This window comes from Synechococcus sp. C9 (genome assembly GCF_022984075.1).
GTDB lineage: Bacteria > Cyanobacteriota > Cyanobacteriia > Gloeomargaritales > Gloeomargaritaceae > Gloeomargarita.
Genome location: NZ_JALAAD010000001.1, coordinates 911,338 through 937,313, shown reverse-complemented (window position 1 = coordinate 937,313; position 25,976 = coordinate 911,338). Strand labels below are relative to the sequence as shown.

General features: G+C 55.0%; 26 protein-coding genes and 1 pseudogene. 15 read left to right on the top strand and 12 right to left on the bottom strand.

What is annotated here, in order from left to right:
* Positions 1-141: 141 nt before the first annotated feature.
* The 6 genes from chlG to MLD66_RS04605 all read left to right on the top strand — a co-directional run bounded on the left by chlG (position 142) and on the right by MLD66_RS04605 (position 4,017).
* Positions 142-1,098 carry a chlorophyll synthase ChlG gene (chlG, locus tag MLD66_RS04630; RefSeq protein WP_247215773.1) on the top strand — a complete coding sequence of 319 codons (957 nt, stop codon included), beginning with the start codon at positions 142-144 and terminating at the stop codon, positions 1,096-1,098.
* A gap of 38 nt (positions 1,099-1,136) precedes the next feature.
* Positions 1,137-1,742 (top strand): pentapeptide repeat-containing protein, encoded by a 606-nt coding sequence (locus tag MLD66_RS04625; protein WP_247215772.1) that lies wholly within the window; start codon positions 1,137-1,139, stop codon positions 1,740-1,742.
* A gap of 53 nt (positions 1,743-1,795) precedes the next feature.
* Positions 1,796-2,164, top strand: coding sequence for a NirD/YgiW/YdeI family stress tolerance protein (locus tag MLD66_RS04620; RefSeq protein ID WP_247215771.1), 369 nt, complete (start codon positions 1,796-1,798; stop codon positions 2,162-2,164).
* A 256-nt stretch (positions 2,165-2,420) separates the two neighbouring features.
* Positions 2,421-3,470 carry a heat-inducible transcriptional repressor HrcA gene (hrcA, locus tag MLD66_RS04615; RefSeq protein ID WP_247215770.1) on the top strand — a complete coding sequence of 350 codons (1,050 nt, stop codon included), beginning with the start codon at positions 2,421-2,423 and terminating at the stop codon, positions 3,468-3,470.
* Positions 3,471-3,472: 2 nt separating this feature from the next.
* Positions 3,473-3,664: a hypothetical protein gene (locus MLD66_RS04610; protein ID WP_247215769.1), complete on the top strand. Its 192-nt coding sequence runs from the start codon at positions 3,473-3,475 to the stop codon at positions 3,662-3,664.
* The gene (locus MLD66_RS04605; protein ID WP_247215768.1) at positions 3,661-4,017 is read left to right on the top strand and encodes a Nif11-like leader peptide family natural product precursor; all 357 of its coding nucleotides are present in this window, start codon (positions 3,661-3,663) and stop codon (positions 4,015-4,017) included. Before MLD66_RS04610 ends, MLD66_RS04605 begins: the two co-directional genes overlap by 4 nt.
* On the opposite strand, the gene MLD66_RS04600 is transcribed toward MLD66_RS04605, so the two are convergent.
* The 3 genes from MLD66_RS04600 to cobS all read right to left on the bottom strand — a co-directional run bounded on the left by MLD66_RS04600 (position 4,014) and on the right by cobS (position 6,708).
* Positions 4,014-4,283 (bottom strand): hypothetical protein, encoded by a 270-nt coding sequence (locus MLD66_RS04600; protein ID WP_247215767.1) that lies wholly within the window; start codon positions 4,281-4,283, stop codon positions 4,014-4,016. The genes MLD66_RS04605 and MLD66_RS04600 overlap by 4 nt on opposite strands.
* 75 nt (positions 4,284-4,358) lie before the next feature.
* Entirely contained in the window at positions 4,359-5,909 is a 1,551-nt protein-coding gene (locus MLD66_RS04595) for an Hsp70 family protein (RefSeq protein WP_247215766.1), read from the bottom strand.
* 40 nt (positions 5,910-5,949) lie between these two features.
* On the bottom strand, positions 5,950-6,708 hold the full coding sequence (gene cobS / locus MLD66_RS04590) for an adenosylcobinamide-GDP ribazoletransferase (protein ID WP_247215765.1): 759 nt from the start codon (positions 6,706-6,708) through the stop codon (positions 5,950-5,952).
* A 46-nt stretch (positions 6,709-6,754) separates the two neighbouring features.
* Here cobS and petG point away from each other — a divergent pair, with 46 nt between their 5' ends.
* A complete protein-coding gene (gene petG, locus MLD66_RS04585; RefSeq protein ID WP_247215764.1) occupies positions 6,755-6,853 on the top strand; it encodes a cytochrome b6-f complex subunit V in 99 nt (32 codons plus the stop codon).
* A gap of 358 nt (positions 6,854-7,211) precedes the next feature.
* Here the strand turns inward: petG and glgA are convergent, their stop codons facing one another.
* Entirely contained in the window at positions 7,212-8,645 is a 1,434-nt protein-coding gene (glgA, locus tag MLD66_RS04580) for a glycogen synthase GlgA (protein WP_247215763.1), read from the bottom strand.
* Between the two features lie 270 nt (positions 8,646-8,915).
* Positions 8,916-10,349: a DUF4189 domain-containing protein gene (locus tag MLD66_RS04575; RefSeq protein ID WP_247215762.1), complete on the bottom strand. Its 1,434-nt coding sequence runs from the start codon at positions 10,347-10,349 to the stop codon at positions 8,916-8,918.
* Positions 10,350-10,830: 481 nt separating this feature from the next.
* Here MLD66_RS04575 and mnmA point away from each other — a divergent pair, with 481 nt between their 5' ends.
* The gene (mnmA, locus tag MLD66_RS04570) at positions 10,831-11,898 is read left to right on the top strand and encodes a tRNA 2-thiouridine(34) synthase MnmA (RefSeq protein ID WP_247215761.1); all 1,068 of its coding nucleotides are present in this window, start codon (positions 10,831-10,833) and stop codon (positions 11,896-11,898) included.
* Here the strand turns inward: mnmA and ribBA are convergent.
* The 3 genes from ribBA to MLD66_RS04555 form a co-directional block, all read right to left on the bottom strand.
* Entirely contained in the window at positions 11,873-13,507 is a 1,635-nt protein-coding gene (ribBA, locus tag MLD66_RS04565; protein WP_247215760.1) for a bifunctional 3,4-dihydroxy-2-butanone-4-phosphate synthase/GTP cyclohydrolase II, read from the bottom strand. The two genes, mnmA and ribBA, sit on opposite strands and share 26 nt — an antisense overlap.
* 113 nt (positions 13,508-13,620) lie before the next feature.
* Positions 13,621-13,809 carry an NblA/ycf18 family protein gene (locus MLD66_RS04560; protein ID WP_247215759.1) on the bottom strand — a complete coding sequence of 63 codons (189 nt, stop codon included), beginning with the start codon at positions 13,807-13,809 and terminating at the stop codon, positions 13,621-13,623.
* A gap of 423 nt (positions 13,810-14,232) precedes the next feature.
* On the bottom strand, positions 14,233-15,468 hold the full coding sequence (locus MLD66_RS04555) for an acetate kinase (protein WP_247215758.1): 1,236 nt from the start codon (positions 15,466-15,468) through the stop codon (positions 14,233-14,235).
* A 175-nt stretch (positions 15,469-15,643) separates the two neighbouring features.
* On the opposite strand from MLD66_RS04555, the gene MLD66_RS04550 reads away from it, so the two are divergent.
* The 4 genes and pseudogenes from MLD66_RS04550 to MLD66_RS14620 form a co-directional block, all read left to right on the top strand.
* Positions 15,644-17,512 (top strand): family 10 glycosylhydrolase, encoded by a 1,869-nt coding sequence (locus MLD66_RS04550; protein WP_247215757.1) that lies wholly within the window; start codon positions 15,644-15,646, stop codon positions 17,510-17,512.
* Positions 17,509-18,000: a thioredoxin-dependent thiol peroxidase gene (gene bcp, locus MLD66_RS04545; protein ID WP_247215756.1), complete on the top strand. Its 492-nt coding sequence runs from the start codon at positions 17,509-17,511 to the stop codon at positions 17,998-18,000. The genes MLD66_RS04550 and bcp overlap by 4 nt, the downstream gene beginning before the upstream one ends.
* A gap of 84 nt (positions 18,001-18,084) precedes the next feature.
* Positions 18,085-19,164 carry a class II fructose-bisphosphate aldolase gene (gene fba, locus MLD66_RS04540; RefSeq protein WP_247215755.1) on the top strand — a complete coding sequence of 360 codons (1,080 nt, stop codon included), beginning with the start codon at positions 18,085-18,087 and terminating at the stop codon, positions 19,162-19,164.
* 382 nt (positions 19,165-19,546) lie between these two features.
* Positions 19,547-20,614, top strand: a pseudogene (locus tag MLD66_RS14620) (OFA family MFS transporter); the annotation flags it as partial.
* A 151-nt stretch (positions 20,615-20,765) separates the two neighbouring features.
* Here the strand turns inward: MLD66_RS14620 and MLD66_RS04530 are convergent.
* The 3 genes from MLD66_RS04530 to rpsP are packed head-to-tail and all read right to left on the bottom strand — an operon-like array spanning position 20,766 to position 22,280.
* Entirely contained in the window at positions 20,766-21,704 is a 939-nt protein-coding gene (locus tag MLD66_RS04530) for a PhoH family protein (protein ID WP_247215753.1), read from the bottom strand.
* A 17-nt stretch (positions 21,705-21,721) separates the two neighbouring features.
* Positions 21,722-22,027 carry a KH domain-containing protein gene (locus MLD66_RS04525; protein ID WP_247215752.1) on the bottom strand — a complete coding sequence of 102 codons (306 nt, stop codon included), beginning with the start codon at positions 22,025-22,027 and terminating at the stop codon, positions 21,722-21,724.
* Positions 22,020-22,280 (bottom strand): 30S ribosomal protein S16, encoded by a 261-nt coding sequence (rpsP, locus tag MLD66_RS04520; RefSeq protein WP_247215751.1) that lies wholly within the window; start codon positions 22,278-22,280, stop codon positions 22,020-22,022. The genes MLD66_RS04525 and rpsP overlap by 8 nt, the downstream gene beginning before the upstream one ends.
* Positions 22,281-22,348: 68 nt before the next feature.
* On the opposite strand from rpsP, the gene obgE reads away from it, so the two are divergent.
* Positions 22,349-23,383, top strand: coding sequence for a GTPase ObgE (obgE, locus tag MLD66_RS04515; RefSeq protein ID WP_247215750.1), 1,035 nt, complete (start codon positions 22,349-22,351; stop codon positions 23,381-23,383).
* Here obgE and MLD66_RS04510 read toward each other — a convergent pair.
* Complete coding sequence (locus tag MLD66_RS04510) at positions 23,342-24,154, bottom strand: SDR family oxidoreductase (RefSeq protein WP_247215749.1); 813 nt, start codon at positions 24,152-24,154, stop codon at positions 23,342-23,344. The genes obgE and MLD66_RS04510 overlap by 42 nt on opposite strands.
* A gap of 186 nt (positions 24,155-24,340) precedes the next feature.
* Here MLD66_RS04510 and MLD66_RS04505 point away from each other — a divergent pair, with 186 nt between their 5' ends.
* Positions 24,341-25,342 (top strand): BrxA family protein, encoded by a 1,002-nt coding sequence (locus MLD66_RS04505; RefSeq protein WP_247215748.1) that lies wholly within the window; start codon positions 24,341-24,343, stop codon positions 25,340-25,342.
* On the top strand, positions 25,323-25,922 hold the full coding sequence (locus MLD66_RS04500) for a BREX protein BrxB domain-containing protein (protein WP_247215747.1): 600 nt from the start codon (positions 25,323-25,325) through the stop codon (positions 25,920-25,922). Before MLD66_RS04505 ends, MLD66_RS04500 begins: the two co-directional genes overlap by 20 nt.
* The last annotated feature ends 54 nt before the right edge of the window (positions 25,923-25,976 follow it).

The following is a 25,976-nucleotide window of genomic DNA, read 5'->3' as shown; positions in this document are numbered from 1 at the left end:
AAGCATTTGCTCATTTCACAAGTAATTTGAGATTGCTAGAGTATCAAGCCATACCGGTGTCCTTCAGCGATTCCCGAGGATATTCAAGATATTCGATAAAACTGTCCTATAATTGATGGGTTATCCTATCTCAATTCGGCCATGAGTGAAGCAGAAAGCCAAGCCCAGGTGCGGCAAATGCTGGGGATGAAGGGGGCGCAGGTGCAAAACGTACCTAAGTGGCGCTTGCGGTTGCAATTGATGAAACCCATTACCTGGATTCCCCTGATTTGGGGGGTCTTGTGTGGCAGTGCGTCCTCGGGGGGATTTCAATGGCGGTGGGAGGATATTTTGAAAGTTTTGACCTGTATGTTGCTGTCGGGGCCGTTGATGACTGGTTATACCCAGACGTTGAATGATTTTTATGACCGGGACATTGATGCGATTAATGAACCCTACCGACCGATTCCCTCTGGGGCGATTCCCCTGGGGCAAGTGATCGCCCAAATTTGGTTGTTGTTGCTGGCGGGTCTGGGGTTGGCTTTATTTTTAGATATTTGGTCGGGGCAGTCCTGGCCGGTGATTACCACGATTGCGGTTATTGGGACATTTTTGGCGTTTATTTACTCAGCCCCACCGTTGAAATTGAAACAAAATGGCTGGCTGGGAAATTACGCTTTGGGGGCGAGTTATATTGCCCTGCCCTGGTGTGCGGGTCATGCCCTATTTGGCACCTTGAATCCAACCATTGTGATTCTCACTTTGTTCTATAGTTTGGCGGGGTTGGGGATTGCGGTGGTGAATGATTTTAAGAGTATTGAAGGGGATCGGGAGTTGGGTTTGGCCTCCCTACCGGTGCAATTTGGGGTGCAAAGGGCGGCTTGGATTAGTGCGGGCATGATTGATTTATTCCAAATCGGGGTGGCGGTTTATTTGATCACCATTGGTCAACAGCTTTATGCCACCATTTTATTGCTGTTGGTGATTCCCCAAATCACGTTTCAAGATATGTATTTTTTGCGTGACCCCCTGGCAAATGATGTGAAATACCAAGCCAGTGCCCAGCCCTTTTTTGTCCTGGGAATGTTGGTGGTGGGATTGGCGTTGGGACGGGTCTGACCCCCTAGGCAAAGGGTCGAGAACGCCCTAGGATAGGGGTGAGTTTCGCCATCGCATTAATTACTTCTAAACGGCTCATTGATGTGGTTGGTCAGGTCATGGGTGAATTAATCGGTCTGCGCCGGGGGGTGGGGTCAATGGTGCTGGGTTTCGCCCTGGCTGTGACGGCTTGTAGTCATACCAAAGATTTACAAAAACTGCAAACCACCAGCCGGTGTAGCAACTGTCAACTGCAAGGAGCGAATTTATCGGGGCAAACGTTTGCGAAGGCAATCCTCACGGGCACGGATTTCCGGGGAGCCAATTTGAGTGGGGTGACGCTGGCGGGGGCGGATTTACGCAGGGTGAATCTCCGCAATGCCAATTTGGAAGGTGCCAATTTAGAAGGTGCCAATTTGGGGGAGGCGGATTTGAGCGGGGCGAATCTGGCAACAGCCAATCTGCGACAGGCTAATCTCTTCCGGGCACAGCTAACGGGGGCGAATTTGACGAAGACCGACCTCCGGCAGGCGGTACTGTTTGGGGCAAATTTAACCGATACCCAACTGGCTCAAGCGGATTTGGTGGGGGCGAATTACAGCGACTCGACCCAGTTTCCACCCGGATTCAATCCCGTGAGTCAACTGATGGAACGGCTCAAATAAAAATAAGCGTTATGTTAAAATTTGTCACATATTGGTCACAGGAATATTTTTTTATGAAATCGCTCATGTTGGCGATTATCCTCTCGGCAGTAACGGTCGTAGGTGTTCCGGGCATTCAGGCGCAAGTTCCCCTTCGTGAACTCCAAAAGAACCGTGGGATTACCGTCTCAGGCGTTATCCGTAGTGTGGTTGGCAATGACTTTGTTTTGGATGATGGGACTGGGCAAATCATTGTGGACGCTGGCCCCCGCTGGTATCACCAACTGAATTTCACCCCCGGCGAGCGGGTTACGGTGGTGGGGGAATATGATGGGGACGAACTGGATGCCTTCACGATTACCCGCAGTAATGGTGATGTGATGCAAATTCGTGAGCCATTTGGTCCCCCCCCTTGGTCGGGTTCACGGCGCAGATTTCGTTAGTTGGCAATTGGTTAGGGATTTTGGGGTGACGTTCCCATCTTAGCCCAGTAACCTGGGTGAGCTGTTTCCGCTACCCAACTGTCTGTCCCTTTTCTTTACCTACTAAAGCAAACCTGGCACCACGCCCTGAGCATGACCCCAAGCTCCTGGTGCGCTATAAACTTGCGTATGCTTGTCTCAACTTGCCGAGTTGCCAGGGATTGGGCATCATATAAATAATTCATAAAATCTTTTTAAGGCTGGGATTTTCAGGGGCATGGGGCAAACTGGGGAATTAACGGCACGTCAGCAACAGGTACTACAGGCCACGGTGGAACACTATGTGGCGACGGGGGAGCCGGTGGGTTCCCGTACCCTGATGACCAAGTATCAAATTCCCGCCAGCCCGGCCACGATTCGGCAAACCATGGGACGCTTGGAACAGGCGGGTTTGCTTTACCAACCCCATCCCTCGGCGGGACGGATTCCCTCGGATTTGGGATACCGGCGGTATGTGGATTGGTTACTGCATCGGGGCGAACCGGTCAGCCCGCCTTTGGTTGAACCCCCCTTGCCCACTGGGGTTGAGCATTTGGAGGGGGTGTTGCGGCAGGCGGCCCAACTGCTTTCCCAACTGAGTGGTTCGATTATTTTGGTGACCCGTCCTCAAACCCGCAGTGCCCGATTGCGGCATTTGCGCCTGGTGGCGGTGGGGGAACGGGTGGCCTTGATGGTGGTTTTGGAAGGGGAACGGGTGGAGTCCACCCTATTGGATTGGTCCCCCCCGGCGCAGGTGGAGGTGGAATCAGCCTTAGAAATGGTGGGACAATTTTTGAACTACCACTTGCAGGGGCGGGCCTTGCGGGAGATTATCAACCTGGATTGGGCGGCATTGGAACGGGAATTTGCCTCCTACGGGGACTGGTTGCGGACGCTCATGCCTCCTTTGACCCAACAGTTGCGGGATTGGGGACGACCCACTACCCCAACGCCCCTGGTGATTAGTGGGCTGGCGGCGGCCCTGCGACAACCCGAGTTTCAGCAGTCGGGACAGGTTCAACCAGTAATGCAGGTTTTGGAGACGGAGCAAGAACGCCTGGGGGCACTGCTCTGGCATGAAACGGCGCCAGTGCGGGTGATTATCGGTCAGGAAAATCCCCTGGAACCCATGCACACCTGTAGTTTGGTATCCACCATGTACTCCCAAGATGGGGTGCCGGTGGGGGCGGTGGCGATCCTGGGTCCCAAACGGATGCCCTATGGGCGGATGATCGCCCTGGTGCGGGCGGGAGCCGCCTATGTGTCCCAATCCCTTGGGGGAACCTAGGGATGGAACGGGGCAAAATTACGGCGATTCTGACGGGAGCGGTGGCAATTTTGTTGGGGGTGATCTATTTACTGCTCACCCTGGTTTTGGACAGCCGGGGACCGATGCAACCCGCCCCTGCCCTGGAAATGGGTTGGCGAATGACCCATTTCGTGGGATTTTTAATCCTATCACCCCTGAGCTTGACCCCATGACTCCCGCAGAAATCCAGGCTTTTCTGGAACAGGTGATGCAAGACCCGGCGCAACAGGAACGGTTTCGGGAGGCCACCGACCCGGATGCCCTGGTGCACATGGTCGTTACCCTGGCGACGGAAGTAGGTTTGAGCGTCACCCCCGCCGAAGTCCAAGTGGCTTTGGGAATGGCAGAACCCCCCCCTGACCGCTCCCAGATGACGATTGAGCAATTATTGCAGGAATGCCGCACTGAACAGACCATGAGCCTGTGGACGGAGGAAGCAGGGGGGCGGGTAACCGGCTTGGTGTTTGCCGCCGCCAATCCCCACCCGCTCCTGGTGCGGTTATTCCGCTTTTTGGTGCCGAATTAGCCCAACTGCTGGAGCAATTGCCAGACTAAATAGGAGTTTTTGAACAGCAACGTCCAAGCCCCACCGAAAAAGACCAGGGCGAACAAAGCCCCATTCAAAAAGCGGCCAATTTCCGGGTTGTAGCCCAGGGCGTTGTCTTCCTGGCTGGCGGTAAAAAACAAGGACCAGGCTTGGGTGGCCGTGATCGTCTCAAACTGATTGAAGCTAGGACGAAAGACGACCGGGCCTAACAACGCTGGGTTACGAAATTCAAAATCTGTCCGCATAACTGGGTCTCCATTGGGAATTTAACCTTATGTAAATAAATGTAACAAACTCTTTACAAAACTGTCAAGTTTTTTTCAGGCGAGGGTGAGCAGGGGTTGGTTGGGCCAGATGACCTGGCCGGTGAGCAGGTCTCGGGCGGTGAGGCAGAGTTGGCGCTGGCGGTTGACGGTGAAGGCCAGATGGAGGCGGTCCTGTCCCGGTTGCCCGGGGGGGTCGAGGGGGAGGAGCAGTCGTTCCTTGAGCATCTGCACCTGGGGGGTGGTCAGGGGTTGGGGGCGTAGGACGAGCCGCCCATTGTGGAAGTAAACCGCCCCTTGTCCGGTGGGGTAGCTCAATTCCCCCAAGACCAATTCCAGTGCCGTTTGCGCCGGTTGGGAAGCCCCCAGGGTCAATTCCACCGGTTCCGGGCTGGGGTAGGGGTGACCGGCGGGAATGAGTTCGTGCCAATGGTGTGCCTGCCGCCGTTTATCCCAGTAGCGCAGACCGTAACTGTGATACAAAAAATCCTCAATTTTGACCGCTAAATTCACCCCCAAGGCACCATAGGCGACAGCGGTGAGGGAACGGTTTTGCTGAATTTTTTCCCTGGGAAAATAGCCCTGCAACCACTGATGAATAGCGGGCATTTGACTGGTGCCGCCAATGAGTAACACCGCATCCACATCTTGCGGACGGTAGCCCTGCACCTGCGCCTGCTCTAGTAAATTTTGCATTGCCCCATCCAACTGGGTAAAAAAACCATAGTCTCGCAGAATTTGATCCAGTTCTGTGCGTTCTAAAAACCAATTTTGGGTGCAGTGACTGTGCGGGTTAAAATACAATTGATTGGCTTGGGGTTGGGTGGAAAGTTGAATTTTCAGGGCTTCAGCAATCTGTAGGGTGAGGGGCACCTGCTCCCCGGATGTGAAACCCTGTTTTTGCAATAAATAGGCAAAAATCCACTGGTCAATATCGGCTCCCCCCAGATTCAGCCCGACTTTTGCCAGGATTTGAGCTTGCCGGGTTGGTTGCGCCCCGGTAAATTGCCGTTTCCCGGAGCGGAGAATCCAGCCGAGATGGGTTTTGGTGCCCGGTCGTTGCAGTTGCACTAATGCCAAATCCAGCGTACCGCCCCCAAAGTCCATGACCAATACAATTTCACTGGCCGCCACCCCATAGCCAATCGCCGCCGCCGTCGGTTCATCTAATAGGCGAATTTCCTGAAAATGCCATGCCTGCGCCACCGCCACCAACCATTGCCGGTAGGATTCAAACGCATCTACGGGTGCCGTTAATACCAACGTATCCAGGGAATAATTTTGTTGTTCGATGCCCCGGAGTAACCGTTGTAAAAACAATTCTCCCACCTGTTTAATCTGGGAATCCTCTGGGGTTGGGGGTTGTAATAATTGCCGTTTGAAGTGGTGAAAAATGGGGGTTTGTGGGGATTTTTTTTGCATATATTCCCGCACCTCTTGACCACAGCATAATTCCCTTTGCTCCGGATGTACCCAACAGGCTAAGGTGGGGATCAACCCGTCCGCTTGGGATAACCCCGCCAACGCCACCGTTTCCGGCTGACCCGTCACGGGAGAACGGCGGGCAATCACCGTATTGCTACTCCCAAAATCAATGGCGTAGTCCATGTTTTTGGATCAAGAAAGGTTTGCATTCAGACCTAACCCTTTATGATAAAGGGGAACCACCAGGAAACCAGCGGGTCATGGCGCACCAACAGAGGGTTTCCACCCATTCCACCACCGCCCCGTAGGTATCCCCCGTGTGCCCCCCCAACCGGCGATGCAGGGCAAAGCCGACGGTCACCGCCAAGCCGCATCCCCAGCCCGTGAGCGCCAGGGGCAAGGTGAATTGACCGGTTATGCCCCCCCACAGCCCCGCCCACCCCAGTAAAAGCACCAACCCTGGCACCCATTGCCACCGGAGCGGCTCCCGATGGTGAATCTTGCCCTTCCCTTCCGGGCGCAGATAGGGATAAAAACTAATGGCTGTCACCTGTCCCCACCGTCCCCACCCCATCCCCCCGGTCAACAGCCAAAACCGGTCGGTCGGCAAACTCGCCAGAGCCATCATTTTGAGGACAATGACCAGACAACCCGCCATGACCCCATAGGCTCCCGTGCGGCTGTCCTGCATAACGGTTAACCGCCGTTCGGGGTCAGTCACACTCAGTCCATCCGCCGTATCCATCACCCCGTCCAGGTGCAGTCCGCCGGTCAACGCCACCCCCAACGCCACCAGCAAGCCACTGCGGGGCAAAAGGGGCATGGGCGCCAGCAACCAATCCGCCAGAAATAATAAACACCCCAACAGCACGCCAATCAAGGGTGCCCATACCGCCACCTGCCGCACCTCTGCCCCCGGCGGCACTGGCAGAACCGTGTAGAACGCCACCGCTCCCCAAAACCGCCGCCACAGCCCACCCATTGCGCTAAAATTATCCTGAACGCTTTCACCCTAACAGGTTAAAAACATGGTTGAACCCTTGGTGCTCAGTATTGTTTTGGGATTGGTGCCGGTGACGCTGGCAGGCTTGTTCATGGCGGCTTATATGCAGTACAAACGCAATTAATTTTTCTAACGCCATCCCATTGGATTACGCTTAGATATGGGTAATTCCGTGGTTAGAGTGCCATCCTAATTTGAGGGAACCTCTATTTATTTGAACCAATCATCAATCTCATCGTGGGAATGCCCGTATTACCCAGAACCAAGGGCGGGGCGGTGCCCTGTGACCGTTAACTTTGAATTGATAGAGGTGCCATTGATTAACAAACAGAAATTTCCCAGAAGCAATGACGGGGGCACTGCTCCTGTGACCTATCTTTGGAAGTGCCCATTAATTCATTAATTAATATTCACAAAAACGCCTGGGAACATCCATCCCCCTGGGGTTTCGGGGGAGCAACCTTTTCCCAGATATGCCCGTTTTATCCTGAAACCGCCACCGGTTCCCGTTCCGTCGCTGTCTCCGGCAGACCGTGGGTGGGGGGCAAACCGTAGATGGAATTGTACAGCGCATGGTATTCCCGGGCGGACTGTTCCCAGGTGTACTGTGCCGCCATCCCCCGTTTTTGCAGGGCTTGCCATTCCCGCCGATAGTGGTATCCCTCCCACGCCCGCACCAGGCAGGTATAAAAGTCCAGGGGTTCGTAGCGGTCAAAACAATAGCCATTGCCCGTGCCAGCCACCGGGTCGTGGTGAAACACCGTATCCACCAAGCCGCCCGTACGCCGCACAACCGGCACCGAACCATACCGCAGGGCAATCATCTGGCTGATCCCACAGGGTTCAAAACGGGAGGGCATGACAAACGCATCACTCCCCGCATACAACCGGCGGGCTAGGGGGTCGTTGAATAAAATCTGCGCCGATACCCGCCCCGGATAACGGGAAGCCACCTGCCATAGCTGGGTTTCGTAATACCGTTCCCCGGTACCCATAATCACAAATTGGGTGTCCGTGTAGGCGAGAAACCGGTCTAAAATTTGCAGGAGTAAATCCAGACCTTTCTGCTCCACCAAGCGGGTTACCATCCCCACCAAAAATTTATTGCGGTCTATTTCTAAACCTACCTCCTCCTGCAAAGCCAGCTTATTGGCTATCCGCAAATCCAGGGTGTCTGCGTTATAATTTTGGCGGATGTGGGGGTCGGTTTCCGGGTTGAAAATCTCCGGGTCAATGCCATTCAAAATCCCCGTCACCTTGTCCCCTAAAAAGCGCAATAGACCATCCAAATTTTCCCCATATTCCGGCAAACGAATTTGTCGGGCATAATTCGGGGAAACCGTATTTACTTTGTCGGCAAATTGCACCGCAGCCGCCATCACATTGTGCCCTTGCATATACCAGGGACACCAGGTCATGCCCTCCAATTTCCACCGCCAGGGACCTTGGTACGCCAGATTATGAATGGTAAAGACGGTGGTAATGTCCGGGGATTGGTGCATCCAGACCGGGATCATGCCCGTGTGCCAATCATGGCAGTGGATGATATTGGGTTTCCAATAGTTCCAGGCAAATTCGGCGGCACCGTTGGCAAATAGGGTAAACCGCCAGTCCTCGTCCTCCCCGTAGTAGATGCGTTTGGGTAAAAAGGCGGGATGACCGAATAGGTACAGGGGGACATCGCTATCGGGCAAGCGGGTTTCGTACACTTGAAAATACTGAAACATGGCATACCCCTGCCAGATGGGGGTGCTGGGGATGGGCAATTTTTCCGGCAGAAACCCATAGTAGGGCAAAAAGACCCGCACATCATGCCCCAATTTCTTTAGGACTTTGGGTAACACCCCCACCACATCCGCCATACCACCCACTTTCGCAATGGGATGGGCTTCGGCAGCCACAAATAAAATTCGCATGGGCTATTCTCGCAGGTTGCGTACCTATCATACACATAGGGGGACACGTTCAGGCAGTTCCCCTCATAGTTATATTATTAATTCACTATTTCCATAGCCATCCTCATTGAGTTTACAAAAGTGGTTGCAGGGGCACCGCCCCGTCCTGGTTCTAGGGAATCTCACTTCTCGCTTCTCACTCCTTACTCCTCACTGCTCGTCGCAGGGCACCGCCCCGTCCTTAATCAAGTAGGATTGCGATATACGGAATTGATACGGCAGTTGCCCGGGTTATTGGGCACAGATGGTTTCCACCACCGCACAATCCGCCCCCCCGATACTGCGACAGGAGGCGACCGCTTCTTTTTGGGCGAGTTCCCGGGTTTCCCCCCAACCACTGCCCGCATTATTGCGCCCATCCTTGGCAAGGGCACCGCAGGCATTCCGGAACCAGACCAACACTTCACAGGTTTTGCCCTGGGACGCCCGTTCGCATTCCTGGATCGCCCGAGCTTCCGCACTGGCACGGTCGGGAAAATTGTACCCATACCCATAGGTACCGTCCTCACTGTTGTAGGCAATGGCACCGAATAAATCCCCCGTGTTTGCGGGTGAGGTGGGGCGGGGGGGTTGGTTGTTTTGGGTGGTGGGGCTGGGGGATGCCTGGGGTTCCGATGGGGATGGGGTATCCGTACTCGTATCGGTGAGTGCTACGAAAAAAATCAATCCCACAAAGGCGAGTCCCACAAATCCCATGCCGCCAAATAGCCAGACAATCCAGGGAATCCCCGAGGAACGGGTCGGGGTGGCAACGGGGCTGGGTCGGGGAGCGGGTTCAGTCAGGGCAACGGTCGGGGCAACCCCTTTAGGGGTCATGGGTTGGGTGGCTGGGGCGGTAGCGGCGGTGGAGAGTTCCTGAACGGCTCGCAGGGCTTCCACCGCACTGGGATACCGTTGCCGCCAGTCCGGGTGTACCATTTTTGCCAATACCGTTTGCAAGCCGGGACTGATTTGGGCGTAGGGTTGCCACTTCAATTCCCCCGTATCGTAGTCCTCCATTTGGCTGGGGGGTAAACCGGTCAGGGCTTGAATCGCCACCACCCCCACCGCATACACGTCGCTACTCAGGCGGGGTTGTCCCCGAAATTGTTCGATGGGCATATAACCCCGGGTGCCAATCTGGGTGCCGATGGCGGTTTCCCCTTTCCCATCAGCGATCAGGGTACCCACTTCCTTCACCGCCCCGAAATCAATCAGGACAATGTGCTGGTCGGATTGGCGGCGCATGAGGTTGGCGGGTTTAATATCCCGGTGGACAATGTTGCGCTGATGTACCTGGCTGAGGACTTCCAACACATCCAAAAGCAGTTGTTTGACCCAAACCTCCGGGTATTTTTTGCCAGGGGTGAGTTCGTGGCTGAGGTCGTGCCCCTCCACAAATTCCTGCACCAGGTAAAAATCCTTGTCCTGCTCAAAGTGCGCCAGCAGGCGGGGAATGCGGTTGACCGTCGAACCCAGTTGGTACAGCACTTCCGCCTCCCGGTTGAATAACCGCCGTGCCACCTCCATGACTTGGGAATTGGTGGACTGGGGCTGGAGTTGTTTGACCACACAGCGGGGATGACCGGGTAAAAACAAATCCTCAGCCAAAAAGGTATGCCCGAACCCGCCACTGCCCAGGGGTTTGAGAATGTGATAGCGTCCGGCTAGGGTGGTATCGGTCACGGTCAAGACCCTGAAATACTATCAGTGTATGGTAAAGCCCAGCGGTTTGCGGGGGGTGGCATCACCCATCTTAGGAGCGTAGGGGTGTAACATCGGTATTCTCTCGAAACCATCTATCGCTGACTGCCAACAGCAATGCGGCAAAACCAGAGCGGTACTCGGTGATCCCTGACTTTTTTAAGCATTAACTTTCTAAGCATAGGATTTTAAGTAGGGCACTTCTAAAAATTAGGTCGCAGGGGGTATCCCCCGCCTTTGGTTTTCGATGGTATCAGCATTTCAGCGAGATAACCTTCGATTGTTTCAAATAAATAGAGGTGCCCAAGTAGCAAAGTTTCGCTCACAATTCCCATGCAATTGCCCAAAAACGATCCAGGTACCGCTTGGTCATGATTTGTCATAATGATCAATGGCGAGATTCTCATGTGGCTGAAAATTGATCACGTTTCATTGAGCGATTGCGGGGCGGGGATCAGGGTACATGGCAGGAAAACGGGTGGTGGTCGGTCTGTCGGGGGGGGTGGATAGCTCCACAGCGGCGGCTTGTTTGGTGGCACAGGGGTATGAGGTGATCGGCGTGACCCTTTGGTTGATGCCGGGGAAGGGGCAGTGCTGTAGCGAGGGGATGGTGGATGCCGCCCGGATTTGTGAACAACTTAACATTCCCCATCACGTGGTGGATATGCGGGAGGTCTTCCGGGGACACATCATGGATTACCTGGTGGCGGGCTATGGTCAAGGCATTACCCCCCTGCCCTGCTCCCAGTGCAACCGCTGGGTGAAGTTTGCCCCGATGTTGCAGTACGCTCAAACCACCTGGGGCATTGACCAAATTGCGACGGGTCATTACGCCCGCATTACCTATAACCCTGTGACCGAACGCTACGAACTGCGCCGGGCGGTGGATCGCACTAAAGACCAGTCCTATTTTCTCTACACCCTGACCCAAGACCTGTTGGCGGCGACCCTATTTCCCCTGGGGGAATACACCAAAACCCAAACCCGGGAACTGGCGGCTCGCTATGGGCTGGCGACGGCGACCAAACCGGAAAGTCAGGATTTGTGTCTGGTGGAAGCGCACGGCTCGATGCAGGCGTTTTTGGACCGCTATTTGCCCACCCAACCGGGGGAGATTGTCAACCGGCAAGGGCAGGTGTTGGGACAGCACACGGGCATCCATCATTACACGGTGGGGCAACGGCGAGGGCTGGGGATTGCCGCCCCCGAACCCCTGTACGTCCTGGCGTTGGATGCGGCGCATAACCGGGTGATTGTCGGTTCCCGGGAGGAAGCCCTGTCAGCGGGATGCCAGGTTGACCGTCTGAATTGGGTGAGCATGGCTCCGCCCACCACGCCCATTCCCGCCCAGGTGCAAATCCGTTACCAAGCCCTGGCGGTGGATTGCTGGGTGATTCCTACCGATACAGACCGGGTACAGGTCACGTTTGCCACGCCCCAATTTGGCGTTACACCGGGGCAAGCCGCTGTATTTTATCAGAACGATGTCCTGCTCGGCGGTGGGATTATTCAAACCCCCAGCGATAAATGACCTGGGTGGTGAGGGGTGCGTCCGTGGGGTAGGGACGGCGGTCCAACTGCACCTGCAGGTTTAACAGCGGGTCGGTGCCCGTAGCCAGCAGAAATTCCAGCGCCGCCAGCCCCGACCAGTGGGATACTTGTGCCAAAACGGTTTTCATCGCCTGGGTATAGGGGTGTTCCGCCTGCTGGTACCAATCCGGGGGGGCGAGTCCCGGCTGGTCAAACCCCAAATGCACAATCAATTCTGCCTGGTCAAATACGGCTCGTGCTACCGGACGGTTCACTTCCCGCACATGGAGGTCGTTACGTGCCGCCAGATGCCGCAGTTTTTCCAGGTAGGTGTAACGTTCCGTAGGGTCGGGGGGCTGTCGCCAGTGCAGTGCCAGGGTGAGCAAATAGGTTTGGAGTAACAAATGCCCCAGTTTGTCCGCCTTGGTGGTGAGATAGTCCAAATTGTAATGATTGATTTCCACCATCAGGGGCACCCGCTCCACCACCGTTAGCCCATAGCCCCGCAGTCCGGCAATTTTCCGGGGGTTGTTGGTAATCAGACGAATCTGGCTCACCCCCAAATCGTGGAGAATTTGCGCCCCCACCCCATAGTTGCGTAAATCCGCCGGAAACCCCAATTTTTCATTGGCTTCCACCGTGTCAAACCCCTGATCCTGCAACGCATAGGCTTTGAGTTTGTTGAGCAACCCAATCCCCCGCCCCTCCTGGCGCAGGTACACCACCACCCCCTGCCCGGCGTATTCAATCATCTTGAGTGCCGATTGCAACTGCCGCCGACAATCACAGCGCAAGGAACCCAGCGCATCCCCGGTCAGACATTCCGAATGCACCCGCACCAGCACCGGCTGTTGGGCAAATTGGCTGGGGTCGCCCTTGACAATCGCCACGTGCTCCGACCCGTCCCGCTGGTTGCGATAGCCATAGATGTGAAAATGCCCAAATTCCGTCGGCAACTCCGCCACCGTCTGCCGCACCACAAACCGCTCATGGTGCAACCGATACTGGATCAAATCCGCAATGCTAATGATTAATAAATTGTGCTTGCGGGCATAGGCAAACAAATCCGGCAGGCGCGCCATCGAACCATCCGGGTTTTGGATTTCGCAGATCACCCCCGCCGGGAGCAACCCCGCCAATCTCGCCAAATCCACCGCCGCCTCCGTATGCCCTGCCCGCTCCAGGACTCCCCCCGCTTTCGCCCGAATCGGAAACACGTGCCCCGGTCGCCGCAAATCCTCCGGGCGGGTTTTCGGGTCCAGTACCGCCTGAATCGTGCGTGCCCGGTCTTCCGCCGAAATCCCCGTCGTCACTCCCAACGCCGACGACGCATCAATGCTCACCGTAAACGCCGTCTGATTGCTGTCCGTGTTGTTGCTCACCATCAGGGGCAACTGCAATTCATCCAGCCGCTCCCCCGTCAACGCCAGACAGATTAACCCCCGTGCCTCCACCGCCATAAAATTGATCACGCTGGGGGTGGCAAACTGGGCGGCGCAGATCAAATCCCCCTCGTTCTCCCGCTGTTCGTCATCCACTACAACAATAACTTTACCCGCCCGCAGAGCCGCCAACGCTTCCGTAATCGTCGCAAATTTACCTTCGGACACACATTTAATAGCAACCCAGTATGTTCAATTGTAAACATTCTGAGCTAGGTTCCGCCGACTCCCAGCCCCATTCCCCCTCTGGGGAACCCGACAGGAAACCGCGGCAACCCATGTTAAACCCCAGGCTCTAAGCCCCACTGAAACTTGAGAAAATGTTGGTACATCTTCTCCTTGAGCAACATCTGGTGGTAAAGCTTGACCAGAAACTCCTGGGCTTGCTCCCGACTCATCTGCTGCACTTGGGTTTCAAACGAACGGAGACTAAACTCCTGCTCTAAGGACAACTCAATCGGCTGATCCATCTGTACCTCCTCTGGGTAACGAACTGTGCCGGTAACTAATTATGACACTTAGTTAAGAAATATAAACGATTTCTTGACAGAGTGCCAGGTGAGGAGTCCGAAACCGGGTTAGATGGTATTTACCAGTAGTACCAGGGGGAGAACTGTTCACAGCAAACCATTTACCGGCTATCCTTCACAGCTATTGAGAATCCCCCCAGGTTGTTGACAATTGCCAAGGAAGGAACGGGGTTTCGGGCTAGGTCATCTCAAGCCCGTTCGCCTGACAAACAAAAATTCCCCAGAACCAAGGGCGGGGATGTCCCTCTGCAACCCCTGTTCCATTCTCATTGAGGACTGCGATAGTAAGGATTACATCGGGTGATGACCACCGAGAAAATCTATAATTTTTATGCAAGCCCATAACCTTTAATTGGGATTATTTCAAGAGACTTTGTGATTCATCATCAACCGCCAACAGGTTTGAGCAATCGCCCAATCTTCTTCAGCGGCAATCACGAAAATCCGGATCGCCGAATTGGGGGTGCTAATATCCCGATCCTCACCCCGCTTTTGATTCTTTTCCGGGTCACAATCCACGCCTAAAAACCGTAATTTGTTACACAATTCAGCCCGCACGGGTGTTGCATTTTCCCCCACCCCACCGGTGAAAATTAGGGCATCACAACCGCCCAAACTCGCCACCATTGCCCCCACACATTGGGTTAACCGATGAATGTACACATCAAAGGCTAAGGTTGCCCCCGGATGTCCCTGCGATCTGGCTTCTAAAATCTGCCGCATATCCCCCGTGAGTTGTGATACTCCTTTTAATCCAGATTCTTGGTTCAAAAGATGATTGATTTGCTCCCCATTCAGGGATTCACGGCGCAACCAATGCAGGATAATGCCAGGGTCAATGGAACCCGAACGACTACCCATCATCAACCCTTCCAAGGGGGTAAATCCCATCGTGGTATCCACACTTTTTCCTTCGGCAATCGCACACAGGGAAGCCCCATTTCCTAAGTGACAACAAACTAATTTTAATTCCTGCAATGGTTGCCCTAAAAGTTGGGCTGTGCGTTGGGCGCAGTATTCATGATTAATCCCGTGAAATCCATAACGGCGAATCCCTTTTTCATACCATTCATAGGGGATGGGATACACTTGGGCGTACAGGGGTAAATCATGGTGAAAAGCCGTATCAAAAACCGCCACTTGGTGGCAATTCGGGAGCAATTCTTGCAGAACTGTAATTCCCTCTAAATGGGCGGGATGATGGGCAGGAGCAAGGGGAATTAAATCCGTAATATCCTGTTTCACTGCTGGGGTGATCAGGGTGGGTAAATGATATTTGGTTCCCCCATGCACAATCCGATGTCCGGCGATGCTAATTTGTGAGAAATTTTCGATCACCGCTAATTCCCCGGAGATGAGGGTATGAAGCACTGACCGCATGACTTCTGGGCGGGAGGTAAGTGGTATTTCCTGGGTGTGAGTCTGCGATTTTGTTTTAATTTTGATCGCCGCCTGCCCCGGAATTTTTCCCCAGTCAATATGGGCTTGCCATAAGGGGGTTGGGGGATGCTCCGGTAAGCGGTCAAAAGGTAATTGGTAAAGACAGCTTTTTTGACTACTGGAACCGGCATTTAAGACCAAAATGTAAAGACATTCCATAGATTTTTACCTGCCAGAAATGGGATGGGATTATTTTTCCTCGTTAGTTATTCTGTAAACAAAAAGTTTCCGTTTTTAGTCTATCAAAGCTGTCAATATGCCACAGGGGATTTGCCTTGCCCCCAAGGCACACCGTACAATCACAAAAGGTTTGCATATTGTGGGGTGATTTCCCGTGCGACGGCTCCTCAGTTTGATCATCGCTGGTACTACTTTGACCTGGTCGCCTTTGGCACTTGCCCAGGATGGGGGTCTCCCCTTGGAATCCCAAGACCCGATGAATTTTATTCTGCCCGCCCGTCCGATTCCCCGGTCTGTCAATACGTTTCAATTACGTCGTATGAAGCAACAGTTAGGGGAACTGGTGGAACGGGTGCAGGCGATTGTCACCCTGGCGCAGATGCAAAAACAGGAGCAACCGGTGGCGGGAACGGTGCAGGCGATTGCGTTTGCGGAGTCGGTGCTCGGACACCTAGACGGCTGGATCGCCCAGGGGCAGGGAGAATGGGCACGGAGTCAGTGGTTACAGGCGCAGGCTCTGCTCTGGCAAAACTATCCGGCACTGGCGGCGCAGACCAAACCGGAGGTACGGGCGATCTGGCTGGACCGGGAAACGATTGTGAAAGCGGGTTCGGAGGCGGGGCTACTGCCGATTTTTGACCGTCTGCGGGCGGCGGGGGTGAATCTAGTTTTTTTTGAGACGGTGAATGCGGGTTATCCCATCTACCCCAGTCGGGTGGCACCAGCCCAGAATCCTTTGACCCGGGGTTGGGACCCTTTGGCAGTGGCGGTGAAATTGGCGAAGGAACGGCAGATGGAACTGCATCCCTGGGTGTGGGTGTTTGCGGTGGGCAATCAACGGCACAATGCCCTGTTGGGACAGCCTGCCAACTACCTAGGGCCGGTGCTGACGGCGTACCCGGAGTGGGCGAACCGGGACAACCGGGGCAATGTGATTCCCCCCCGCCAGGACAAGCCGTTTTTGGACCATGCCCACCCCCAGGCACGGGAATACCTCCTGCGGTTGTTTGAGGAGATTGTTACCCGCTATGACGTGGATGGCCTCCACCTGGACTACATCCGCTATCCCTTCCAAAGCGGCGGGGTGCATTACGGCTACGGGGCGGCTTCCCGGCAAATTTATCAACAACTGACTGGCATAGACCCCCTGACCCTGACCCCCAACCAACCGGCATGGCAGGACTGGACGGCGTGGCGCACCCAGCAGGTGACGGATTTTGTCACGACGGTGAACCAACGTGTGAAACAACACCGCCCGGAGTTGGTTTTATCTACGGCCGTGTTTGCCTATTCCCGTCCCTCGCGCCTCTATCGCCTGCAACAGGATTGGGAAACCTGGGCGGTGACCGGAGCAGTGGATATGGTGGTGCTGATGTCCTACGCTGAGGATACCCAGGGGTTGCAGGATTTGTTCAAACCGGCTCTGCCCGTATCGGCTCCCGTGCTGTTTTTACCGGGGATTTCCCTGATGCGGACGACCCCCACCGCCGTTTTAGACCAGGTGCAAGCCACCCGCAACAGTAGCCTGGGGCCCGGTTATGCCCTGTTCGCCATGTCCCATCTCAACGGGGACTTGGAACCCCGATTGCAACAACCGGCGGTGCCCCTCCCCCACCGGCAACCCTTTCTCAACGCCCTACACCGCTACCAAGCCCAGGAACGGGAATGGCAGTTTTTAAGCCAACAGGGACAGTTGACCATCCCCAACCCCCAAACCCTACCCCAGGTGAGGGCGGCGCTCACCCAACTGGCGCACACCCCCAGCGCAGACCATTGGCACACCGCCCGCAGTGCCCTGAAGGATTTGGACGCGGATTTGAACCACTGGCAGTACCCCCAACCCTGGCAGACCCTCACCCGCACGACCACCTGGCGCGCCCGTTTGCAAACCCTGGAGGAATTACTTTTGTACGGCGCTCGGGTACACCTCCGCCTTCCCGCCACTGCCCTCAGTCAACCCCTGCCCAGCCTCCCCCGTCCCCGCCCAATGCTCACCCCCAATCCCATCTCCGAACGGCCATGAACGACCTCCCGGCAGTAGCCATCGGCCAACCGGCACCCCCGTTCACCCTCCCCAGTAGCGACGGGCAAAATGTTAACTTAGCGCAATTCCAGGGGCAATGGGTGGTGCTGTACTTCTATCCCCGGGACAACACCCCCGGCTGTACCAAGGAAGCCTGCGGGTTTCGGGATGCCCATAGCCAATTTCAACAGGCGCAGGCGGTCATCCTGGGCATCAGTACCGATTCCGTCGCCAGTCATGAAAAATTCATCCGTAAGTACAATTTACCATTTTTACTCCTGGCGGACACGGAGGGACAGGTCGCCCGTGCCTATGGCAGTTATGGCCCCAAAAAATTCATGGGCAAAACCTACGAGGGCGTATTTCGCCATACCTTTATCCTTGATCCCCAGGGCAAAATCGCCCAAATCTACCGCCAAGTGAAACCGGAAACCCACGCCCAGCAGGTTTTAACCGACCTTGCTCAATTACAACATCCAACCCCCTGAAAAAGGAAATTTCCCCAGTGGGGGCAGAAGATGTTAAAAATAATGTAAAGACCATCGGTATGCACCAAACATCAGGAGGACATTATGGCACTGGTTCCCATGCGGCTGTTGCTGGATCACGCCGCTGAGCATGACTACGGCATTCCCGCCTTTAACGTAAACAACATGGAGCAAATCCAGGCGATCATGCAGGCCGCCCACGAAACCGACAGCCCGGTGATTTTACAAGCCTCCCGGGGTGCCCGCAAATACGCCGGGGAAAACTTCCTGCGCCATTTGATTTTAGCCGCCGTGGAAACCTACCCCCACATTCCCGTCGCCATGCACCAGGACCACGGCAACAGCCCCGCCACCTGCTATTCCGCCATCCGCAACGGGTTTACCAGCGTGATGATGGATGGTTCCCTGCTGGAGGATGCCAAAACCCCCGCTAGCTATGAGTACAACGTCGCCGTCACCGCCGAGGTGGTGAAAGTCGCCCACGGGTTGGGGGTGAGCGTGGAAGGGGAACTGGGCTGTTTGGGTTCCCTGGAAACCGGCATGGGGGAAGCGGAAGACGGTCACGGTGCCGAAGGGGTGCTGTCCCACGACCAACTCTTGACCGACCCGGATCAGGCGGTGGATTTTGTGGAAAAAACTGACCTGGATGCCCTGGCGGTGGCGATTGGTACCAGTCACGGGGCATACAAATTCAGCCGCAAACCGGAAGGGGAAGTCCTGCGGATGGACCGGATTGAGGAACTGCACCGCCGTCTGCCCAACACCCATTTGGTCATGCACGGTTCCTCCTCGGTGCCCAAGGAATTGCTCGACCTGATCAACGCCTACGGTGGCACCATCCCGGAAACCTACGGGGTGCCGGTGGAAGAAATCCAACGGGGGATCAAAAACGGGGTTCGCAAGGTGAACATTGACACGGACAACCGGTTGGCGATTACCGCCGCCGTGCGGGAAGCCCTGGCGAAGGATGCCAAGGAATTTGACCCCCGCCATTTCCTGAAGCCCTCGATCAAATATATGCAAAAGGTGTGTGCCGACCGTTACCAACAGTTCTGGACGGCGGGTAATGCCAGCAAAATCAAGCAAATGACCTGCGAAGAATACGCTGTGAAATACGCCAAAGGGGAACTGAAAGCCGTCACCCGGAGTTTGGTGTCTGCGTAAAATTCCTTTGATTTGTGTGATGAACCCCTTTCCCCCGGAGAGGGGTTTTTTGTGCTTACCCTGAGCCGCCGATTAAGCAACAAAACATGACGCAACAACCGATCACAATTCTGGGCAGACCCGCCCAACAGGGCAGATGGTTTTTAATTCCCTTGGGGATGCTCATTCTGCTCTGTTTGGGGAGCGTTTATTCCTGGAGTATTTTTAGAACCCCTTTAGAGCGGGAACTAGGAATTATAGTCATTTCACAAGAAAGTGCAACACTTTTTAGGTATTTGCAATTGCTCTATCCCCTTCTAAGACAGGGTTTGTAGGTAAAGGCGAATGTTGCAAACTTATTTGAAATTACTATAATGCCACCGAAAGCCTCCTTCCTTACACCCTTGTCTTGGTCTTTTACGCCGCTTTGATGCCGGTTGCCGGTTTTTACATTCCCCGTTTAGGTCCCCGGGTTGTCACCATTATTGGTGGTGTCATTGTCGGTGTGGGCTACCTCCTATCCAGTTTCGCAACCCACATTGGTACCCTGGTGCTGACCTATGGGGTGATGGGGGGGATGGGGATTGGCATTGCCTACGGGGTGCCGATGGCGGTGGTCTCCCGTTGGTTCCCGGAGCAGAAGGGCTTGGCGGTGGGGTTAACTGTAGTCGGATTTGGGCTTTCCCCACTGGTGACAGCTCCCTTGGCGAACCAACTGATCAATCTCTACACGGTGCGACCGACGTTGCGGCTATTTGGGATTGTCCTCATGGTTGTGATTATTGCGGCGGCACTGACGATGAAATTTCCCCCCCAGGGCTGGCATCCGCTCCACCATACTCCCCCTTCCCCAGCCAGCCTGACCGCTCACTACCCCAAGAACCTGTGGCAAAGCCGCTCGTTTTATGGGCTGTGGATTTGTTACACCATCGGCACCATGTTGGGCTTGAGTGCCATTGGCATTTCCAGTCCAGTGGGTGAAGAAATCATTCAAATCAATGCCACTTTAGCGGCGAATAGTGTTTCTCTGTTTGCACTTTTTAATGGCATCAGCCGCCCCTTATTTGGCTATTTAGCGGACCGATTCAAGCCCCACCATATTGCGATTTTATCCTACGTTTTGACCTTGATCGCCTGCATTTTAATGATGAAGGCAACCGCCGGTCAAATCACCACTTATCTTATCGCCTTCTGCCTATTTTGGTTTTGTCTGGGGGGTTGGCTGGCAATGGCTCCGACCATCACCCTGCGTTTTTTTAACCCCGATCAATATGCCCAAAACTATGGCATTATTTTTACAGCTTATGGGGTTGGGGCATTAGTGGGAACCCTGGTGGTTGGTCGGGTGCGGGATTTTTTTGGCACATACGTTTATGTGTTTTACCCGATGGCTTTGTTAGCCATAGTGGGCATTGTTGTTGCACATTTTTTACTCAAACGGGAAGTCGTACATCCATCGGTGAATGATTGATCTAAAATCCCCTGTGAAAAGGGGTAATCCTATCCAAGTAATTGTGGGTTATGTTACAGAGTGGGGAAAGCAATTTATCCCCTGATACGCTACAGTTCGCTCTTGGTCGTTCCTCAGCAGTTCCTTAGATTAACCAAGAAATACAGCGCTATCACCCCGACTGTTCGTACTGTTCATAGGCAGTCACGATCCGTTGCACCAGGGGATGACGCACCACATCCGCCGCCGTCAGGTGACAAAAGCCAATCCCCGGCACTCCTTTCAAGACCTGCGCCGCCACCGTCAACCCCGAATCCTGCCGCCGGTCCAAATCCACCTGGGTCGTATCGCCGGTAATCACCATCCGAGAACCAAACCCCAGGCGGGTTAACAGCATTTTCATCTGCCCCGGCGTGGTGTTTTGCGCCTCATCCAGAATAATAAATGCCCGGTTCAATGTCCGCCCCCGCATATACGCTAGAGGTGCCACCTCGACCACCCCCCGCTCCAGCAACTGGGGAATCCGCACCGGGTCGAGTAAATCGTACAGGGCATCGTACAGCGGTCGTAAATACGGACTGATTTTTTGTTGCAAATCCCCCGGCAAAAACCCCAATTTTTCCCCCGCTTCCACCGCCGGTCGGGTCAGGATCAACCGCTCACATTCCTGGTTCTGGAGGGCTTGCACCGCCAACACGGCGGCCAGATAGGTTTTGCCCGTCCCCGCTGGCCCAATGCCAAAGGTAATTTCGTGGGTGCGAATGGCCTGAATGTACTGCCATTGACCAAACGTGCGGGCACAGATTTCCTCCCCCCGACGCGTGTGCGCCAACACATCCCGGTGCATCTGGGTAACCAATTCCGGGTCAGGAGCCGACAGCACCGTGTCAATATCCGCCGCCGTCACCGGCTGTCCCCGGCGCCAGAGATGGGCAAGGGCATCCACCACCTGCATACATTGATTGACCTGGGATTCCTGCCCCACCAGGTGCAATTCCTGCCCCCGCAGTACCGCCTGTACCCCCGTCGCCTGGGTTAATTGCCGCAAATTCACCTCCCCCACCCCCGCCAGTGCCAACGCACTCGCCCGATTCGGCAAGGGTAAGACCAAAACCCGTTCCGGGGGATTCAGCGGCTACCTCCCCGTCGCGGTCGGGCGGGCGTCCGTTCCCCCCGCTCTGCCGTCGCATTATTCAAGCCGTAAATATCCAAATAGCAGGTTTGCCCCGCCCATTCCGCCGCCGCCTGGGTGACGGTGCGAATCGCCTGCAGGGTGCGCCCCCCCCGCCCCAGCACCCGTCCCCGGTCTGATTCCGCCAATGCGACCCGTATCCAAACGCCCCCCGCCAACACCTCCCGGTGTAACCGCAATGCCTCCGGGTGGCTCAACATGGGGGTGAGTAAGTACCGAATCAGTCCTTCGTAATCAGGCATGGAGTTGATCAAAAATCTGCGCCTTCGCCAAAATACTCCGTACCGTGGGGGTTGGTTGCGCCCCCTGCTTCAGCCACTTGAGAATGGCCGGGACATTCAAGCGGGTCTGTTGGGCCGGGTCACTCAAGCGGGGGTTGTAAAAACCCACCTCCTCCAACGCCCGCCCATCCCGCCGGGACAGAGCCGGAGTCACCACAATCCGGTAGGAGACCTGACCCTTACGCCCGTAGCGCTTTAGCCGTAGTTTGACCATGAATCAATCCATTCCCTTAAAATTTCCACTAGGATATGAATTTTACCACGAACTAACTCGATAGTACCATGCAGTTCATTGACCAGGCGGAAATCACCGTCCAGGGCGGCAAAGGGGGGGATGGCATTGTGGCGTTTCGTCGGGAGAAGTATGTGCCCGCCGGGGGGCCTGCCGGGGGCAATGGCGGCAAAGGGGGGGATGTGCTGGTACAGGCGCAAACGGGGCGCAGTACCCTGCTGGATTTTCGCTACCAACGGCATTTTCAAGCGGAGGATGGTCAACGGGGGGGGCCGAATAACTGCACCGGTGCCAGTGGCCAAGACCGGGTGATTCCCATTCCCTGCGGTACGTTAATTACGGATGCGGACACGGGGGAATTGGTCGCCGATGTGGTCACACCGGGGCAAACCGTGGTGGTCGCCCAGGGGGGCAAAGGGGGCTTGGGCAACCGCCATTTTTTGAGCAACCACAACCGGGCACCGGATTACGCACTGCCGGGACTGCCGGGGGAATTTCGCCGCCTGCGCCTGGAATTGAAACTCCTGGCCGAGGTGGGCATCGTCGGGCTACCCAATGCGGGCAAATCCACCCTAATCAGCCGCATTTCCGCCGCCAAACCGAAAATTGCCGACTACCCCTTCACCACCCTGGTACCCAATCTGGGGGTCGTGGCCAATCCCCAGGGGGACGGTACGGTTTTTGCCGACATTCCGGGGTTGATTGCCGGTGCCCATAGGGGGGTGGGCTTGGGGTTTGACTTTTTGCGCCACATCGAACGCACCCGCCTGTTAATCCATCTGCTGGACAGCACCGCCCCCGACCCGGTGGGGGATTACCACACGATTCGGAATGAATTGGCGCAGTACACGCCCCAGTTGGGTCAGCCCCTCACGGAACGCCCGGAATTGATCGTGTTGAACAAAATTGATGCCCTGCCCCCTGGGGATACCCTTCAGGACATTGTCCAGATTTTGTCAAACTACAATCCCGTGTGTTTGATCTCCGCTGTCACCGGTGTGGGGATAACGGCAATGCTCCAGCAGGTGTGGCAAAAGTTGTCCTTAACCGCTGATGTCGTAGAGGCGGCGGCTGACTTGGGCTAACTGCTTGAGGAGCCACGGGCGGGGGGTCATAGCCGGTAACCACCCACTCAGCAAACGATTTTGCCAGCCCGGAATCCCCCAAGGTGCCCCCCGTTCCATCGCCCGAAAGGCAAAGCGCACCACCGCTTCGGGGGACATTTTCTGCATCCGTAGGTCTTTCCCCATCCGCTGAAAAAACTCCGTCGCCGTCGGGCCAGGACAGAGGGCAAAAAACTGCACCCCGGAACCCTGGTATTCCGCCCAGAGTGCTTCAGTCAATGACCGGACAAACGCTTTACTTGCAGAGTACACCGCCTGATAGGGGAGCGGGTAAAATCCCAACACCGAGGCGACATTCACCACCAAGCCAGAACGCCGTTCCACCATCCCCGGCAAAAAAGCGTGGGTCAACGCCACCAAGGCCGCCACATTCACTTGAATCAAAGCCGCTTCCTGCTCTGGATCAATCGTGTGAAATGCACCCTGGGTACTAAATCCGGCATTATTCACCAAAATATCCACCGGTTGCGCCTGCCCCTGAATCGCTTGGATCAAATCCGCCACAGCGGCGGGCTGTTGTAAATCCGCTGGGATAACCCATGTATTAATTTTATACTGCTGTTGTAATTGATGTGCCAGGAGATTTAACCGGTCTTGGGAGCGGGCGGTGAGGATTAGGGAACACCCCCGTTGTGCCAATTCTTGGGCAAAAACTGCACCGATGCCTGTGGAGGCTCCCGTGACTAGGGCAGTTTTATCCGCATAGGTAAATTGCATGGAGCGTTTGGTCATGGATGGGAATAGGGCTTTTTAACTATAGCAATCCCAAACTATTACGCAACAGAAATTCCCCAGAACCAAGGACGGGAGCGGTGCCCCTGCGACTCCTATTCCATTCTCATTTAGGACTGCTATATTACCCAGAACCAAGGGCGGGGGTGCTCCTGTGACCGCTAACTTTGAAAGAGGTGCCCCTAATTGATTGGTGAACAAATATTCACAAGAGCCAGGGGCATGGGTGGCACAAAAGCCAGCACTATTTCATTTTCATTCTCATTTAAGATTGCTATAGAACATGGAAAGCATGGAACATCCACATTGTTAAAGTATGAGGGGCGCCAACGGACAAGCGAGAGTGCAATGCTGATGATGTCACCGACAGTGAGTAAGGGGCAAGGCAAGCAAGCGACCACTGAAAAGCGGCATTGGTCTGCCCTTGCATACTCGTCCAAGATTATCAAGGCAGGAGCGCTACTTGGAGATACAAAAACGTTTCTCCTCCACTGGGATACCAATGCCTCCATTGCTGAGAACATGGAACGTATGCGACGGGACAACTTGTTTGGCAAGGCTTCCCGTTCCCGAGTTGAGGACGTCTTAGCCATCTTCCGCCAGCGGTATCTCGCCGAGGAGTGTGTCACGAAGGCTTTGGTGTCACTCGTGCGGAGAAAGTTTCCTGCCGTCGCTTTGGAACGTATCCTTTACTTCCACGCAACCTGTGCGGATCCCTTGCTCCATGATGCTGTGACTGAGATTGTGGTACCCATGCAGGAACGGGGGCTGGTGGACATTGACGTGCAGAAGTTTCAGGGTTCTCTCGAAAAACTTGTGCATGGCAAGCTTACAAAAAACTGGTCGGAAACGACGCTTTTGCGAGTTGTCCGCAGCATTCTGGCAACGCTACGGGATTTCGGCATCCTGCAAGGGACGGTAAATAAAAAAATTGCCCCGCCGTTTCTGCCCACAGAAGCCTTCGCCTACATCGTTTTTTACCTTAAGCAACATCAACCATCGGGAGCCAAACTGCTGGAGCTACCGGACTGGAAGTTATTTTTTCTGGCGAGGGAGGGGGTTGAGCGATTCCTGTTTGAAGCCCACCAGCGCGAACTGCTTGAATATCATGCCGCTGGAAGTGTTACCCGGTTAACCTTTCCTGCCAACACCCTTGAGGAGTACGCCAATGTCCTCGCTCAAAGATAGGATGGCTCTGCTCGAAAGCGATCTGAAGGCAGACCCGCCACGCATCAGCGTGTACCATGATTTGCCGTTTGCCATCCTGCGCCACAACCCTACTGATGAATGGGAACTTCGTCAAGACACAAAATTACTCGCCACTCGCCTGGAAGCCATCGGTAAGATAGTTCACATGATCCCGATGTCAGAGTTGCTCTGGGGGGCATTGGCAAAGGTTAGCCAACAGGATGAGGATGAGGGCTTTGAGGCTGTGGTCGCCCTAGAAAAAGAGCGAGGATACCTGGAGGCACAGCGGCAAGTCACCACCTATCTGTCCAACAAGGTCTGGGTACCGCTCTGGGACTTTCTGGCTGACCGGCTCGCAGGGATCAACCCGGAAAACTCCGTGGTCTTTTTAACTCGGGTGGCAGCGATGTCACCGGGCATTTTTCAGGTGTCCCTGTTGCTCGACAAATTGCACGGCAAGACAAAGGTACCCACCATCCTGTGCTATCCCGGCTCCATCGAAGGCACGACAGGGCTACGCTTCATGGAATTAAAAGACCGAGACGCTCTGGGCAATTACCGGGTCAAAATCTACGGCTGAAATCAATCCCATAATCAAATGAGTTTAGGGCACCTCTATTTATTCGTACCAGCA